The organism is Ensifer sp. CCNWLY38, assembly GCF_037120565.1.
GTDB lineage: Bacteria > Pseudomonadota > Alphaproteobacteria > Rhizobiales > Rhizobiaceae > Ensifer > Ensifer adhaerens_H.
In genome coordinates this window covers 126,842-143,289 of sequence record NZ_JBBBBO010000009.1, presented here as the reverse complement: position 1 = coordinate 143,289, position 16,448 = coordinate 126,842, and the positions used below count along the sequence as shown (strand labels likewise).

General features: G+C 61.1%; 14 protein-coding genes. 5 read left to right on the top strand and 9 right to left on the bottom strand.

Going from position 1 to position 16,448, the window contains the following annotated elements:
• Nucleotides 1-34: 34 nt before the first annotated feature.
• From V7S54_RS20140 to V7S54_RS20130, 3 genes are read left to right on the top strand one after another with little or no spacing between them, the layout of a single operon-like run.
• Nucleotides 35-985 carry an ABC transporter permease gene (locus tag V7S54_RS20140; RefSeq protein WP_336409319.1) on the top strand — a complete coding sequence of 317 codons (951 nt, stop codon included), beginning with the start codon at nucleotides 35-37 and terminating at the stop codon, nucleotides 983-985.
• On the top strand, nucleotides 982-1,845 hold the full coding sequence (locus tag V7S54_RS20135) for an ABC transporter permease (RefSeq protein ID WP_065375591.1): 864 nt from the start codon (nucleotides 982-984) through the stop codon (nucleotides 1,843-1,845). Before V7S54_RS20140 ends, V7S54_RS20135 begins: the two co-directional genes overlap by 4 nt.
• Nucleotides 1,845-3,500: an ABC transporter ATP-binding protein gene (locus tag V7S54_RS20130; RefSeq protein WP_336409318.1), complete on the top strand. Its 1,656-nt coding sequence runs from the start codon at nucleotides 1,845-1,847 to the stop codon at nucleotides 3,498-3,500. Before V7S54_RS20135 ends, V7S54_RS20130 begins: the two co-directional genes overlap by 1 nt.
• Nucleotides 3,501-3,646: 146 nt before the next feature.
• Here V7S54_RS20130 and V7S54_RS20125 read toward each other — a convergent pair whose 3' ends face one another.
• Nucleotides 3,647-4,123, bottom strand: a complete 477-nt coding sequence (locus tag V7S54_RS20125; protein ID WP_057249969.1) for an Lrp/AsnC family transcriptional regulator — start codon at nucleotides 4,121-4,123, stop codon at nucleotides 3,647-3,649.
• 233 nt (nucleotides 4,124-4,356) lie between these two features.
• Here V7S54_RS20125 and V7S54_RS20120 point away from each other — a divergent pair, with 233 nt between their 5' ends.
• On the top strand, nucleotides 4,357-5,682 hold the full coding sequence (locus V7S54_RS20120) for an NAD(P)/FAD-dependent oxidoreductase (RefSeq protein WP_336409317.1): 1,326 nt from the start codon (nucleotides 4,357-4,359) through the stop codon (nucleotides 5,680-5,682).
• A gap of 662 nt (nucleotides 5,683-6,344) precedes the next feature.
• Here the strand turns inward: V7S54_RS20120 and V7S54_RS20115 are convergent.
• The 8 genes from V7S54_RS20115 to V7S54_RS20080 all read right to left on the bottom strand — a co-directional run bounded on the left by V7S54_RS20115 (nucleotide 6,345) and on the right by V7S54_RS20080 (nucleotide 15,263).
• Nucleotides 6,345-6,773: a DUF2721 domain-containing protein gene (locus V7S54_RS20115; protein WP_065375587.1), complete on the bottom strand. Its 429-nt coding sequence runs from the start codon at nucleotides 6,771-6,773 to the stop codon at nucleotides 6,345-6,347.
• Between the two features lie 55 nt (nucleotides 6,774-6,828).
• A complete protein-coding gene (locus tag V7S54_RS20110) occupies nucleotides 6,829-7,488 on the bottom strand; it encodes a hypothetical protein (RefSeq protein WP_336409316.1) in 660 nt (219 codons plus the stop codon).
• A complete protein-coding gene (locus tag V7S54_RS20105; protein WP_336409315.1) occupies nucleotides 7,485-7,646 on the bottom strand; it encodes a hypothetical protein in 162 nt (53 codons plus the stop codon). The genes V7S54_RS20110 and V7S54_RS20105 overlap by 4 nt, the downstream gene beginning before the upstream one ends.
• Before the next feature lie 558 nt (nucleotides 7,647-8,204).
• On the bottom strand, nucleotides 8,205-8,984 hold the full coding sequence (locus V7S54_RS20100) for an ATP-binding cassette domain-containing protein (RefSeq protein ID WP_336409314.1): 780 nt from the start codon (nucleotides 8,982-8,984) through the stop codon (nucleotides 8,205-8,207).
• On the bottom strand, nucleotides 8,974-11,232 hold the full coding sequence (locus V7S54_RS20095; RefSeq protein ID WP_336409313.1) for an ABC transporter permease: 2,259 nt from the start codon (nucleotides 11,230-11,232) through the stop codon (nucleotides 8,974-8,976). Before V7S54_RS20095 ends, V7S54_RS20100 begins: the two co-directional genes overlap by 11 nt.
• A gap of 85 nt (nucleotides 11,233-11,317) precedes the next feature.
• Nucleotides 11,318-12,403, bottom strand: coding sequence for a substrate-binding domain-containing protein (locus V7S54_RS20090; RefSeq protein ID WP_336409312.1), 1,086 nt, complete (start codon nucleotides 12,401-12,403; stop codon nucleotides 11,318-11,320).
• Nucleotides 12,404-13,140: 737 nt separating this feature from the next.
• A complete protein-coding gene (locus V7S54_RS20085; RefSeq protein ID WP_336409311.1) occupies nucleotides 13,141-14,574 on the bottom strand; it encodes a DUF1254 domain-containing protein in 1,434 nt (477 codons plus the stop codon).
• Nucleotides 14,575-14,738: 164 nt separating this feature from the next.
• On the bottom strand, nucleotides 14,739-15,263 hold the full coding sequence (locus V7S54_RS20080; RefSeq protein ID WP_336557109.1) for a hypothetical protein: 525 nt from the start codon (nucleotides 15,261-15,263) through the stop codon (nucleotides 14,739-14,741).
• Nucleotides 15,264-15,403: 140 nt separating this feature from the next.
• On the opposite strand from V7S54_RS20080, the gene V7S54_RS20075 reads away from it, so the two are divergent.
• Nucleotides 15,404-16,414 (top strand): AraC family transcriptional regulator, encoded by a 1,011-nt coding sequence (locus tag V7S54_RS20075; RefSeq protein WP_336409309.1) that lies wholly within the window; start codon nucleotides 15,404-15,406, stop codon nucleotides 16,412-16,414.
• Nucleotides 16,415-16,448: the final 34 nt, after the last annotated feature.

Genomic DNA, 16,448 nt, shown 5'->3' with positions numbered 1-16,448 from the left:
GGTTTGAAATCTCGAATGCCGAAAGGGAACGCGCGTGAACAACCGTGTCCTATCACTCGTGCTGAGCAGATTGCTCATCGCCTTGATCACGCTGGTGATCGTCTCCTTCGCCGTGTTCTTCGCCACGACGCTCTTGCCGGGAGACACAGCGACGATCCTGCTTGGCCAGGCCGCCACGCCGGAGGCAGTCGAAGGTCTGCGCAAGGCCATGCATCTCGACGACCCGGCGATCTTGCGGTTCCTGCGCTGGATCGCTGGTTTGCTGCAGGGCGACCTCGGCACCTCCTATGCCAATGAGATGCCGGTCGCGGCTCTAATCGGCGGGCGCTTCATCAACACGCTGCAGCTCGCGGGCGTCACCGCGCTATTTTCGGTGCCGATCGCGCTGACGCTCGGCATCACCGCGGCGATGCTACGCGGCTCGCTGTACGACCGCGCCGTCACCGTTGTGACGATCGGCGTCATCTCAGTGCCGGAATTCATGATAGCGACCTCCGCGGTGTTGATCTTCGCCGTTTACCTGAAATGGCTGCCGGCGCTCTCCTTCGCGAACGAAGTCACGTCGCTGACAGACCTCCTGCGCATCTATGCCATGCCGGTGATCACCCTTACCTTCGTCATCTCGGCGCAAATGATCCGCATGACCCGGGCAGCGGTGATCGAGACGCTCAACACGCCCTATGTGGAGATGGCGTTGCTCAAGGGCGCCTCGCGGCCGCGCATGGTGTTTCGGCATGCGCTGCCGAACGCGCTGGGTCCGATCGTCAATGCGGTGGCACTTTCGCTCTCCTACCTGCTCGGCGGCGTCATCATTGTCGAGACGATCTTCAACTATCCAGGTATTGCCAAGCTGATGGTCGACGCCGTCGCCACCCGCGACCTACCGCTGATCCAGAGCTGCGCGATGATCTTCTGCCTCGGCTACCTGCTCCTGATCACGACCGCCGATATTATAGCCATCCTTTCCAATCCGAGGCTCCGATGACAATGACGAGTTCTGAGACCAAGTCTGACCGGATTTCCGGAACCCGGCTCGGCTATCGCTTCAACATCATCGGCATGGTCGGTCTCTCGGTCATCCTTTTATGGGTGTTGATCGCGATCTTCGCGCCGCTGATCATCCCCTACCCTGTCGGCGAGATTGTCGACCTCGATTACTTCGGCCCCATGAGCCGCGACTTCTGGCTCGGCTCCGATTATCTCGGCCGCGACATGCTCTCGCGTATCCTGATGGGCGCCCGCTATACGGTCGGCATCTCGCTTGCGGCAGTTACGATCGCCTGCTTCAGCGGCGTGATGCTGGGCATGATCGCAGCGGTCGCCGGCGGCTGGCTCGACACGATCCTGAGCCGCTTCCTCGACGCCCTCAACTCGATCCCGAGCAAGCTGTTCGGCCTTGTGGTCGTCGCTGCCGTCGGCTCCTCGATTCCCGTGCTGATCCTGACGCTGTCGGTGATCTATATCCCCGGCGCGTACCGTTTCGCCCGCGCGCTTGCCGTCAACATCAACGCGATGGATTTCATCACCGTCGCCCGCATCCGAGGCGAAAGCACCCTCTATCTGATCCGCTCGGAAATCCTGCCGAACATCGTCGGACCGGTACTTGCCGACCTCGGCATCCGCTTCGTCTTCATCGTTCTCCTGCTCTCCGGCCTCTCCTTCCTCGGCCTTGGCGTCCAGCCGCCTTACGCCGACTGGGGGGCCCTCGTGCGCGAGAACATCGGCGGCCTGCCCTTTGGGGCACCGGCGGTGATGGCTCCCTCCTTTGCGATCGCCAGCCTCACCATCAGCGTCAACCTGCTGATCGACAACCTGCCAAAGAAGATCCGCGATCGGAGCGAATGATGGTCAATCTTGTAGAAATCCGTGACCTCAAAGTCGAAGCCACCACCGATTCCGGCCGGCGCGTCGAGATCATCAACGGCGTCAGCTTCGACATTGCCGAGGGCGAGATCGTGGCGCTGATCGGCGAAAGCGGCTCCGGCAAGACGACAATCGCGCTCACGCTGATGGGCCATGCCCGCCCCGGCTGTCGCATCTCCGGCGGCAGCGTCTCCGTCGCCGGAAAGGACATGGTGACGCTGAGCGAAAAGCAGCGCGCCAGGGTGCGCGGCACCGAGGTCACCTATGTTCCGCAATCAGCCGCCGCCGCATTCAACCCAGCCGCCACGATCATGGACCAGGTAATCGAGGTCACCCGAATTCATGGGCTTATGTCGGCCGACGAGGCGCGCCTCCGCGCCGTCGAGCTTTTCAGGGCGTTGTCGCTGCCTGAGCCGGAAACGATCGGCAGCCGCTATCCGCACCAGGTCTCCGGCGGCCAGTTGCAGCGGCTTTCTGCGGCGATGGCGCTGATCGGCGACCCGAAGCTCGTCATCTTCGACGAGCCGACGACGGCGCTCGACGTGACGACGCAGATCGAGGTACTGCGCGCCTTCAAGTCGGTCATGAAGAAAGGCGGCATCGCCGGCGTTTACGTCTCGCACGACCTCGCCGTGGTCGCCCAGATCGCCGACCGCATCGTCGTCTTGAAGGGCGGAGAGACGAAGGAGATCGGCACCACCAAAGAGATCCTCGACGGCGCGAAGCACCCCTACACGCGGGAGCTGCTCGCCGCCTTCGAGCCGAAGCCCCGTGGCGCTGCGGGCGCGGCAGAGAATGGTCCGGCCCCGTTGCTCGAAATCGAAAATCTCGTCGCAGGCTATGGCCAGGTCCAGGCCGACGGCCTGCCCCTCGTGCGCGCCGTCGAGCATGTCAGTCTCAAGGTGGAGAAGGGGCGCAACCTCGGTATCATCGGCGAGTCCGGTTGCGGCAAGTCGACACTCGCGCGCACCATCGCCGGCATATTGCCGGCCGCTGTCGGCAAGATCGTCTTCGACGGCAAGGAACTCGGCCGCAGCGCCCGCGCGCGCTCGCGCGATGAACTGCGCGAAATGCAGATCGTCTTCCAATATGCCGATACGGCGCTTAATCCGGCGAAATCCGTCGAGGACATCTTAGCCCGGCCGCTTACCTTCTATCACGGCATGAATGCCAAGGCGCGCAGCGCACGCATCGACGAACTGCTCGACATGGTGCGCCTGCCGCGCAACCTGCGTCATCGCCGCCCGGGGGAGCTCTCGGGCGGCCAGAAGCAGCGCGTCAACTTCGCCCGCGCACTCGCCGCCGAGCCGAAGCTGATCCTGTGCGATGAGATTACCTCTGCACTGGACACGGTGGTCGCGGCCGCCGTCATCGATCTGCTCAAGGAATTGCAGCGCGAGCTCGGTCTTTCCTACGTCTTCATCAGCCATGACCTCTCCGTGGTGGAGGCGATCTGCGACGAGATTGTCGTGATGTATGGCGGCAGAAAGGTAGAGGAAATCACGCCGGCGAAGGTCAAGACACCGCAACACCCCTATTCGCAGTTGCTCTTCTCGTCGGTGCCGAGGCTCGATCCCACGTGGCTCGATGGGCTCGAACAGGATCCGGAACTCGTGCGAGCCTATTGCCGGCGCTGAGGCGCCGGCTCATCCCAACCTCGTCTCAGGCCGATCGCGGGTCGAAGGACGACAACGACATCCTGTGTTTTGTCGGTGAGGCTCCGGAGACCAGGCCAAATAGCGAGTGCTGGCTCTGCGAGCCCGAGTAAACCGACCTGAAGATCCTACATCCGAAACAGGCTGGTCAGTGGCATGTGCACCTTGACGATCGGCGACTTCAAGACAACGAAACTGAAATACTTGTCGATGCCGACATCCATGTCGGTGAGGCGCTCCATGATCGTCTGGTATTCACCGATCCCGGCCGTGACGAATTTTAGAAGGTAGTCGTAGCCTCCTGACACTAGATGGCATTCCATAACGTTGTCGACCTTGTCTATCGCCGCCAGGAACCGGGCAAAGTCGATCTGCCGATGGTTCTTCAGCGTGATTTCGGTGAATACCGTCAGGGTCTGCCCGAGCTTGCTGACGTTGATCTGCGCCGAATAGCCCTCAATGTAACCCTCCGACTGCAGCTTCTTGACCCGCATCAGACAGGGGCTCGGCGACAGGTTGACCAATTCGGCGAGTTCCACATTGGTGATGCGGCCATTCTTCTGCAGTTCGTACAGAATCTTGATGTCGATCCGGTCGAGTTTCATGGCGCGCCTTCCCCTTGCTACGTGGCGAACGGGACAGCAGATTGTGCTGCGACTTTCCCAATGATGACCTTAACACACTGGACAGACGTGTCGAATTCGTTTGGCACAGCAGGCCAAAGCAGAAAGGGCGGCATTGCTCCGGCAATACGGAATCTTCTGCTGCGCGCCAGCCGCAGTCCGGCAACGCCATTGCGCAATAGCCGTTAGACTGTGCTGGTAACGGAGGTCACGCCATGCCCGCACCGCTGAAACTCATCGACACAACGCCGCAGTTGCCCGAAGACGCCGATGCCGTGGTGATCGGCGGCGGCATTGTCGGCGTGTTTGCGGCCTACTATCTTGCCCGCCGCGGATTGAAGGTAGCTGTCGTCGAGAAGGGCCGGATCGGCGCGGAGCAGTCGAGCCGCAACTGGGGCTGGTGCCGCCAGCAGAACCGGGACGCCCGCGAATTGCCGATGGCGACGAAGAGCCTCGATCTTTGGGAGCGTTTTGCCGCCGAGAGCGGCGAGGACACCGGCTTCCGACGCTGCGGGTTGATCTACCTCAGCAACAGCGAAGAGGAGCTGGCCGGCTGGGCCCGGTGGCGCGACTTTGCCCGTACGCTCGGCGTCACAACGCATATGCTCGACAGCGCCGAGGCGACCGAACGCGGCCGCGCCACCGGAAAGCCATGGAAGGGGGGCGTCTTTTCGCCAACCGACGGCACCGCCGATCCGGCAAGTGCAGCACCCGCGGTCGCGCGTGCGATCCTCAAGCTTGGCGGCACCGTGCATCAGTCCTGCGCCGCCCGCGGCATAGAGACAGAAGGCGGTCGCCTTTCCGGTGTCGTCACCGAGCATGGCACCATCCGCACGAAGACGGCGATCCTTGCCAGCGGCGCCTGGGCCTCCTCCTTCTGCCGGCAGTTCGGCGTCCGCTTTCCCCAGGCGTCGGTCCGCTCGTCGATTCTGGCCGTCTCGCCAGGTGCCATCGGCCTTCCGGATGCACTGCATACGGCCGCAGTTTCGGTGACGCGCCGCGGCGACGGCGGCTACACGCTCGCCATCAGCGGCCGCGGCCGTGTCGATCCGACGCCGCAGCAATTGCGTTTCGCGCCGCAGTTTCTGCCGATGTTCGCCCGGCGCTGGCGCAGCCTTGCACCCGGCGGCCTCGAAGGCTTCCGCTCCGGTCACGAGAGCCTGACTCACTGGCGCCTCGATGCCCCGACGCCAATGGAGCGCATGCGCATCCTTGATCCTGCAGTCGATAAGGACACTATTCGCCTCACCCATTCGCGCGCACTCGACCTCCTGCCCGACCTGAAGAACACCAGCATCACCGCCGCATGGGCGGGTTATATCGACAGCACGCCGGACGGTGTGCCGGGCATTGGCGAAATCGCCGCCATACCGGGGTTCATCCTTGCCGCCGGCTTCAGCGGACACGGCTTCGGCATTGGTCCCGGCGCCGGTCACCTGATCGCCGACATCGTCACTGGTGACGAGCCAATCGTCGACCCCCGCGCGTACCATCCGGACCGTTTCCGAAAATCTGCCTGGGGTAAGGTCGCCGATTTCTAGGGAGGCGAGGATAAGGTGCCGTAGCGAAGACGCTGAAGTCGGCTCCGACTCGACGATCCAGTCCTAGCGGCAGGCCACGCCGTCGCCAGCCCAGCCGTTTTATGATCCTAGCCAGACCGATCGAGTTCGCTGCAAACCTGTCGTTCCCGATTTCCAGCGGCTTCTCGGCGGTCGCCTCAAGCGCACTCGCGACTGACGTCATCGAATCCGAGCGTTCGCGCAGCGTCATCGCATCTGGATCTTTGCTAGTGGGAATTGGTCGCGCGCGACCAGTCAGCCGGGCGGACGTCTACCATCTTGATTGGTTGATTATTGAAGTCCGGGAGCAGCTTACGACCTCCCAGAGGGGGAATCGGCACGGCTAGTGCAAGGAATGGCTACTATGCGGTTGGTGCATGAGGCATAATCGCGCCGGCGCCGATCCATTGTCCGGTTGTTGTCGCAGTGCCTCCGTTAGGCACCGTGGTAACCAATGCCCGCTCTCCACCCGCTCGCGACGATCGTCGCTTACCCAAGCGACACGGCGGCAAGCCGACTGCGGATCCCTCGCCTTGATGCGATTCGAACTGATGGTGCGGTACCTGCCATGTCAGCGGAGACACTACCACCGGAAATGAGAGTAGAATCCGTCAGAGGGAGCGCCTTGAGCAGTTCGGCGATCATCACAACTGACGGTTATCGTGCTCACCTTGCGACAGCCGGATGTCCTGCAGGAATCGGAAGAGCGACCCCGCCAGGAAGCAGAGTGCCGCAACGAATAGCACGGCGGCGCCCGGTTCGTGACGGTATCCCAAAAAGGCTACGACGAAGCCGAAGAGGAGCAGAAGCGTCACGCCGATTCCGGCTAGCAACGCCAGGTACAATGCGCTGTTCAAGAGGCGTTCACGCCGCCTCAGTTCCCCGATTCCCTTCTTCAGCGGGGCTCGGGCGACGTCACCGTCGTCGATCTCGCGGAGGTTTCTGATCCGCTCGGTTACGCCGGAAATCCGATTGACCAGGACCGCCACCATCGCCGCGACGCCATTGAGCATGAACGCCGGCGCGACCGCGTGATTGATCATTGTTGAAAGCTGATCGGCTTCGACTGACATACGGGCACCTTCGATCGGTACGGCACGAATGGACGACCGCGGCGCCGTAGAGGCGCTACGGAATGACATTGACTGCACGCGCGGCCACGAGCACGAGTGTCAGCAGTGAAATGGCACTTTCGAGCATCATCAGCCCCTTCGCACGCCGGGTGAGTGGCAGCACGTCGGTAGGACTGAAAGCGGTCGCCGTATTGAACGCCAACGACAGGTAATCGACGTAGAGCGGCCGCCAGTCTGGCGGCGCTAGTTCGGGAACCGACGCTTGGGGAAACAGCCAGTCAGGTCTTCCCGCCATCCCACGCGCGATGCGCGACGGGCCACCCACGTCGATCTGCCAGTAGAGTAGCGAGAAGGTCAGAACGTTGGTGACCCAAATGGTAAATGACGACGTCAACAGCGACACTGAGCGCGTCTCGGGAGGGTGCACGGCGATGATCCCGACCATATCTCCGAGTTCCGCCGCCGTATTCCCCGCGTAGACGCTGGCAAGCAGCATGACGGCGACGTGCTCGATCCGTAGCCACACAGCTTTGTCGGTCGACAGCGTTACCAGGACCATTGGAACGATAGCTGCTACCAGAACCACGTACGATATCCATCGCGGCATGGCATAGACGTGATGCGGCAGCACCTCCAAGAAGGCGAATACCGCAAGGATCGCCACCACCGGAGGCCAGCGTGGTTCGTCACGGCCTGCTTGGATGACATCGCTCATCGCTGCGCCGTCTGCGGCCCTTGGGACACGCTGTCGTCGCCCATGATGAAGAGGATGTTGGGTTTCCGGGTCTCCTGCGCGTGCATTGTAGCGGTACTCGCCAGCAGGCTGCCGGCGACGGCAGCCGCCTCTGTGAAGATCTTTGCAGTTCGTCTCATTTCTGATGCCTCCCTCAAGGGCCTCCGCGTGGATGGCCACGTTGGTTGAAAGACGTGCCAAAGCAAAAAGAGAGACAATTCGGAGAGCTCCAAGTCGTGACGCAGCAAAATGGACAGAACATGGCGCTTCGTGGCGCGCATATTTGCCTATCGACTTGCCGAAAGAGGGCATCTCCACTCCTCCATATGTATTCTACACTGTACTAGCGGGCGCAGATATTGCCCTTTGGGGAATCAGCATGGAAGCAATTGTCCTAGCGCGGCTCCTCACGACGCATTAACTGCGGTACTGAGATTGGAGTGTGCACTTCAGGATGCTGCTCAGATTTCGATGCGAACAAAATGACCGAAGCCAACCACGAATCTATCGCCTTGAACCGATCTGAACCGCCGACCTCATAATTGGCAACGCATCTATTTTGGCGGGATCCCGCCATATGAACGGATTCGAAGCGTTACCCGCTGAGTGATAGGCTACCCGACGCGGTCTTCGCGAAATGTAATTGCCGATTTTATGATGCCGGCTGCACCGCCGGAACTGGCATCCCGCGTCCCCGGTCAACGCGCTGCCTGTTCGGCCGTAAGTGCTCGTTCGCGGGTGCCGGAAACAATGATCTCCAGAATCTCGTGTTCGTCAGTGTGCTTGATATAGCGGTCGCCGACATACTCGCCGCGCTTCAGCACCATCACGCGATCGCCGACGGCAAAGATATCGACCAGCCGATGAGAGATGATAATCTGGGCTACACCCTGTCTCTTCAATTCCAGCATCGTTTCAAGCAGGCGGTCGGTCGCCATCACCGAAAGATTGGCGGTCGGCTCATCGAGGATTACGACCTGCGGCTCGAACGAGATGGCGCGGGCGATCGCTACGGATTGCTGGCGGCCACCCGACAGGCTTTCGACCTTCTGATAAACGGAGTTGACGTCGACCTTGAGCCGTTTCAGGACCTTGTCGGCCTCCGCATACATCTTCCGCCGATTGACGAACGGGCCTGTGAGCGGCCAGCGGCCCAGAAAGATGTTCTGCCCGACGTCCAAGTTCCCGCACAGCGCGAAGTCCTGGTAGATCATCTCGATACCGACGTCTCGGCTCTCATGCGGGCTCTTGAAATGCACCGGCTGTCCGGCGACGAAAATCTCGCCAGCGTCGCGCTGATATGCACCGGTCAGGATTTTCATTAGCGTCGATTTGCCGGCGGAATTGTCGCCGACGAGACCGAGGATCTCGCCGGGATAAAGCACCAGGTCGACCGAGCGTAGCGCCTGGACGGCACCGAATGCCTTTTCGATGCCCCGCATTTCCACGATCGGTGTGCCTTGGCTTTCAGCGGGCATGAGTCGTCTCCGATGCTTGTCCGCGTCGCGCCAAATAGGACCACATGCGTCCGAAGATATTGGTCTGACGCACCCAAATGTCGACGAGCACGGCCACGATAAGGATGACGCCGATGAAAACGTTGATCCAGTGCTGCGGCATGGTGAACCCCTGGACGTTCAATTGTAGCAGCGCCCGCACGAGCGTGATCGCCGCGGCGCCGGCAAGCGAGCCGATGATGGTGCCGTAACCGCCGAAAATCGATCCGCCGCCGATGATAACCGAGGCGATGGCGTCCAGTTCGCGGAACTGGCCGGCGACGGGGTTGAAGCTGCGGAAGTAGGCGACGTTGATGATTCCGGCCATGGAGGCGCAGAGCGCCGACAACAGGAGCGCGAGGAAGCGCACGCGGTTCGTGTTGATTCCCGCATAAGCCGCGGCACGGAGGTTGCCGCCGGTGGACATGACCTTCAGTCCGAACGGCAAGTAAGCGAGCACGAGGCCAGCCACCAGGGCAACAAAGAACATCCAGATCGTCTGCACGCTGACGACTTCTGCGACGGTCCGAAGAAAGCCAGGCGGTAGCGAAAAGCCGAAATACAAGAGGACGTCGTTCGCCTTGCGGCCGAGCAGGTTGTAGCTTTCAGGCCAGCCCGTCAGTTGCTGGCCGGCGACGAACCAGGCGGCCAGGCCGCGGGCGATGTAGAACATGCCCAAAGTAGCGATGAAGGCCGGCAGCTTGAAACCGACCGTGACGGTGGCGTTGACGAGGCCGGCTGCCATTCCGACAAGCAGGCCCATCGCCACGGCGGTCATCGGGTCGGCGCCCAGCACCTTCAGGAAATAGGCCGCGGTACTGCCGGAAAGCGCAAGCACAGCCCCGACGGAGAGATCGATATCGCCGGCAGCGATGACATAGGTGAGCCCGACCGCGATGAGGGCAAGTTCTGTGTAGTTGAGCAGGATCGCGAACGTATTGGAGAGGTTCCACCAGTAGTCGGGCCTGAGGGCGAGCCCCGTCAGCCACAACAGGACGGTCAGGATGATGGCAAGCGCGTCGCGGCGGGCGAGAAACTTGCCGAATCCGGTAGCCGTCAGCGCCAGGTCGCTCGCCATCGCTCCCTTGGTCTGGACGCCCTCGAGGGCCACGCCGCCCATCTCATAGGCGGGGGGCGGCGGGCGGCCACGCAGCCACGCCCAGAAGCGGCCCGCGACCTGGCGGCGGATGAGGTAGGGCTCTATCAGCACGGCAGTGACGAGAAGGAGGCCAAGGAAAACCAGCACCGCGCCCGCGGGCAAGGTGAACCTGGCATTGACCGCAATATTCTCGCCGTCGATGACGACGATGCGCGTGATCGGCCATCCTTCGCGCAAGACCTTGTCGATCAGCACGACGACCGCGGCCCCGAGGCAAGAGCCTAACACGCGACCGCGACCGCCGAGGATCGACGCGCCGCCGATGACCACGGATGCGATGACGGTGAGTTCCCAGCTGACGCCATAAAGGGGGGTTACGCCCTTATCCTGCGCCGCTGACAGGAGAGCCGCAAGGGTCGCGCAGAGCGACGAGATCAGGTAGGCGCGGATGCGCACCCAGCGCGTGGGAATACCGGCATAGACTGCCGCCTGTTCGTTGCCTCCGGTGGCGAGTGTCTCGTAGCCCCAGCGGGTCTTGGCAAGCACAAAGGCTCCGAACGCGGCAACGGAAGCGAAGACGAGGATCTGGTTGTTGAAGCCGAGGACATTTGTTTCGCCCAGGTGGAAGAAGAGCGGAAATTCACCCGCCTTGCCGGAATAATAGATCGCCTGGCCGTGCGTCAGCGCCAGCACGAAACCGCGGCCAATGAAGAGGATCGTCAGCGTCGCGATGAATGCCGGCGCCTTCAGGATGGTCACGAGCACGCCGTTGAGCAGCCCGATCGCTGTCCCCAGCAGCAGGCAAAGAATGACTGAGGCCGTGATGTCGAGATCGAGAAAGCTCGGTGAAAAAAGCCGGGCGAACACTACCGCGACGAGACCGTAGGTGGAACCTACCGACAGATCTAAGTCCTTGTTGGCGATGACGAAGGTCATCCCCACCGCGATGATCCCCACGCGGGAGGTGTCGCGAAGCAGGGCGTGAAGCGCGTCCGTCGAGGCGAAGAAGGTCGGATTGGCGAACACGCCGCCGACATAGAGCAGGACAAGGAACAGGAGGAGACCGGCCTCCCAGCCGCCGGCGAGCTGCGGAGGCGCGCGGCCGAGCGATGTCGTCTCCACAGGCGCCATGGGTTTGTCCGGTCGATCTCTGCACTTGTGCGGGCGGCAGGAACGATAACCCCTCCCGCCCGTATGTCAGGCGGCTCGAGCGAAATCAGTTCTCGAAGCGCTTGCCGACCTTGGCGACAGTCTCCTTGGTCACCAGTTGGGCCCGCGTGTCGAGATTGGCGGCCGAGATGCCGCGGTCGATCTGCAGGTAGAGCTGCATGACCGGCCAGAAACCTTGCAGGAACGGCTGTTGTCCCAGCGAGCCCGTAAGGTTCCCCGCGGCGATGCCCTCTTGCTGCGCCGGCCCCAGGTCGAAGCCGAAGGCGCAGAACTTGCCGGTCCATCCCATTTGCGCGACTGCCTTGACGAGCGGCGGCGTGAAGACGTTGTTTGCGGTGAAGGCCCCGACAACGTCACCGCGCGACTCGAAGAGCGACACGAGCGCGTTCACGGGATCGTTCGGGTTCGTGTCGATGCCGACATTCTCCGGCCCGGCGTCCACCTTGAAGTTTTCAAGCTTTCCGGCGTCTTTCAGTGTCTTGACGATGGCATTAAAGGCCGAGGTCACCCGATTGTTCACTTCGATATTGCCCATCGCGGTCGAGGACGGCAGCAGGATCGAGCCGCTGGTCTTGCCGCTGTCGAGCACGCATTTGGCAAGTGCTTCGCCGCCGATCGCGGCCGCGGATGCGTCCTGGCCGGTATGACTGATGCTGCTGCGGTTGAGCATCGTCCCATCAAAGGAGTTCGTCGTGGCGACCGGAATGCCCTTTGCCTCGGCGGCCTTTACGATGTCGTTGTAGGCGCCGACCTGCGGCGTCGTCATGATGATGCCGTCGATCGTCGGATCCTGAACGATCTGATTAAGGATTTCGATCTCGCGGGCCGGATCGTCCACCGGCGACTCCGAGCCAAGCAGCAGGATCTTGGCGCCGATCATGTTGCCGGCCACCGTGGCGCCAACATAGACGGGATCGAAAAAGCCATTCCCGGCCGTGTGCGTCACGATGCCAAAGGTGAGGTGTCCGTCGGCCGAATGGAAGTCCTTGGTACCGGGCGCCTCTTTTGCGGCGTCCTCGAAACTGTAGCCTCCGACCGCCTTCTCGACACTGCCTGATTGCGCGGATGCATACGAGACGCCAAGCGAGAGCGCCGCGACCGATGCTGCCGCGTGCAACAAAATACGCCTCATAACTGTTTCCTCCCTTGAAAGGGGCAGAAGCCGTTCGGGCGCGCTAGTCGAGAGGGCCGAATGCCTTCCTCCCACGACGCTAATTTTCCGCGTAATTCCATCGTAAGTAAATGGTGAACGCGTGTGCTCGCGAATTTGTTTGCCGGCGTCATTAAGTTGTTATCCGCCGAAGATGAAGCTGGAATGCGAAGGTGCAAAAAAGCGGACTCGGCGGGCATTCGATCGCGGAGATACACGCCATGATCTTGCCCTCCAGCGCCGAAGAGCATTCGGCTACTGGGTATGAAGCTGTCGTCGCTCGATACGACCGAGGGCAAATACGAACCACAGCTTACTTTTGCACTTTGGCCCGGGCTGCTTAACAAACGTGCTATCGGAATAAGCAAGAAGGGGACGCTCAGAATTGCTCCAACTTCGAAGCCACCTGTGTCCCCTTGCGTGCAGGCCTCGGAATAGCCGAGCGCTTGCAGAATACACGCCAAAATTGTTGAGACGAATGCAGATCTCTGCATACTAACTCGATTATAGCGCTACAATAACCTCCCGAACATCTCCTGCCATTTCATGCCAACAAACTTCAGAAGCCGCTAAATAGTTTCAATCTTCCGATGGAAAGAGCGTCGGCGAGTAGATTCAAGATTGCGCCGTCTGTGCAAATGCCGGCCGTCGCCAACTGTCCTCCGGGCACGATGGCCACGAGGGGCACTGGCACCGGCCGCGCATCAGCTTGGTCGGGACTATTGCGCCACTTTGACGCCCGGCGGCTGCCAGGTGCCCTGGCCTGCCGGCAAGATCGAGGGTGGCGTAGGCTTCGGCCAATATAGGCGCATCACGAGATAGATTTTGTCGTCCGGCGCCGGAAGCCAATTGGATTCCTTGTCCGCACCGGGGCTGTCCTTTTGGATGTACAGCGTCAGCGAGCCGTCCGCCTCCTTTTTCATCTCCGGCAACATCGGAGAGTTGATGAGGTAGCGATTGATCGGATTCTTGACCAAGAGTTGGCTTTTGCCGTCGTACATCGTAACGGACCAAAACGCATTCACTGGCGGCAATTGATCGGCCGGGAAGGTCAGCGTGTAGTTGTGCTTGCTGGCGTCGAGCGGCGCACCGGCCGCGTCCGTTCGGGTATAGGGGTACATGGCTTCCGCGGCATCGTTGCCATAGAGACCGCCCTTGGCGGCGCCTGCCCGCATCAACCAATCGCCGTTGTAGAAGGCCTCGTCGCCAAAGAACGAGCCGATGTTCCAGCCGTTGATGTCCTTGTTTCCGCTGGCCAGCCATTTGTCGACTTTGTCATTTCCTTGCTTCATGGCCACCAGGAATTCGGCTTTATGTTCGAGCGATAGATCCTTGAACTCGAAGGTCTTGCCGGGGCCGATACCAATCTTGGCAAGTTTCGCACGAACCGCCTTGTCCCTCGGCGTCTCAGGGACGAACTGCAGGGCCGCGTCGAGATACTGGAAGAAGTTATCCTTGATCCCGGCAGTGGTGGCAGGAAGGAACTCGATCTTGGGCGCGGCAAGCGGGGCGGGTTGTCCAAGGAAAGCGGAAAGCGGCTGCGCCTTGTAGCCGGCCTGAATTTTCTCGACGTTCGGCATGTCGTCGGGGTGGAAGAGCTGGGTACGGAAAGCCGCGAACGTGAACGGCGTCGTCGATCGGAAGACCTGCTTGATTCCGGGGGGCGTTTCCCCTTTCCAATCGGGGCCGACCACCAGATAGTCGCCCGGCTCGGTCCCCGTGGCGCGCGTGCCGATGTAGCCGAAATTGTAGGTGTTGCCGTCGATCAGCTGGACCGAGTAGTAGCGGTCCTTTTCGACCGTCGGCACAGAGATGACCATCGGTTCGGCGCGCAAATCCAGCCAGAGAATCGAGTAAGGCGTGTCGCTGTTCGGCGTGATGATTGCCGTGTCCGCCGGGGTGGCGACATGGTGCATGTTGTAAATTTCGTTGAACGGTGCCTTGAACTGCCCCGAGTTTCTGTCTACGGCATACTCCTGCATGACGGCATAGTTCATCACGAGCGGCAGGCCATAGATGAAGCCTTCCTCGGCAATGTCCTTGGCCTCGATGATGCCGGGATAGCTCTGCGCCATCAGCAGGCTTGGCCTCGCAATCGCGGCGCTAGCGGCGATCACCGCGGTGGATCGAAGTAGATCTCTCTTCGTCAGCATTTACCGTACTCCTCTATTATTCGATGAGTTATCGAAACGGCGCGAGCTGTGGGCAGCTGCGGAACCCTGGACGCAATTGCGCAGTTCGTTGGCTGTTGGTGAGGTATTCGCAAGAGCTGTGCGGGCTGCAGTCGGGATCGCACCGACGCGCAATCCGGCAGGTACTAATACAGAAAAGCCCGCCGGTAGCCGCGCCTGGCCACGCCCGCATAGGAGAGCGGCGTCAACGGCATGCCGATGATGTCGATGAACACAGAGACCTCGGAGCCCTTCTCCGGCATTTCGCCACCAACCACCTTGACCGTGTAAGTCAAGTTATTGTCGTTCAGCTCCGGATTCTCCAGGACGACGACGACCTGTTGGAGCTTGTTCCCTTCGAGGATCGACAGGTCGGCATTCGGCGGATCGGAAAGGAAGCTGTCCCTGCCCTTGCTCCAGAACGGCACGAAAGCGGTCGTGGCCATGTTCCCGGCAATGCGCTCCGGACGGTCAGAGAAAAACAACGTGGCGCCGCCAATACCTTCGAGCGTCAGCTTGCTTGTCGCCTTGTCGAATTTCATAGCGCTTGCGGTTTGAACGAACAGGAAGTCGGCCGCTTCATCCGTCGCCTGCGCTAGTCGCGGCATGAACGGCACTGTCGTCGCCGCGACAGCTGTGGCTGCTAGCAGTAGGTTCCGTCTGGTTGTCATAGTCGTACCCCTCCCATAGGTCGCAAGACGTTCAGATCTCTACTTGTGCTACTCACACGTTTTACGGCACTAAACAGTATTCGCAATACAAAACCACTCATTTTGCGCCACGGCTGTCTTATTTCTGGAGTGTTGCAGACATGGCTGAGATCCCGGTCATCTCCAACCGCATCCTGTCTGGTATGCCGGCCTTCATACGCCGTGAAATGGGGCAAAAGGCGCTGCTGCAGGCCAATCGGGCTATCGGCTTCGATCTCGAACTGACCGAGGGAGAGAACTGCTTCATCCCGCACGCGGCGGTAATCGGCTTCGTCGAGGCGGCCGCGCGGACAGCCGGTGAGGCCAACTTCGGAATTCTGATCACGCCGATGATGAACATCGCCAACTATGGCAGCTTCGGACACTACGTGCTTGGCGCCGACACCTTGGGGCAGGCCATCGAGCGCAGCATTGCTGGGCTTCGTTTTCACAGTACGGTTGATAGGATGTCAGTCGCAGTGGTTGGCGACGAGGTACGGTACAGCTATGTGTTCGCTTTGGCCGGCCACTCTGGATATGCCAGTATTGTCTGTGCCGCCGCGGGCGTCCTGCTCAGCCTCTTCAAGCCTTATCTGCCCTCTGACTGGCGACCGCTGCGCGTCGAGCTTGACACCGACAGACCGCGCCAGACGGGCCTTTTTGAAGACGTCTTCCAGTGTCCGGTTCTCTTCAACGCACCCGCGACAAGCATCGTCATGGATCGCCATCATCTTTCCGCTGCTCCAAGGGCCGCTTCGTGGCCAATTGTCACCATCGAGGATGTGGCGCGAGACCGGCAAGGCGGCGCTCCACGGGATCTGCTCGAGGTCATCGTGGAGCAGGTGCGGGTCCAAGTTCTCACCGGCAGCGTGTCGATCGATAGCGCCGCGCAAACATTGGACACCAGCGTCCGGACGCTGCAACGTGAACTGAATCGGGCTGGCACCGATTTTCGCGGGTTGGCGAACGCGGCAAGGGTTCAGCGCGCCATTGAACTGCTGCGGCATACGAACGGCTCGATCACGCGCGTTTCGGCGGAGCTAGGATATTCCTCCCCAGCCAATTTTGCCCGGGCATTCCGAAAGGCAACCGGCAACGGACCGCGGGAATTTCGCTCGACTATTTCGCCTTGAAGGTACGGCCGTTGCCCGTTCAGCAGCGCGAGCT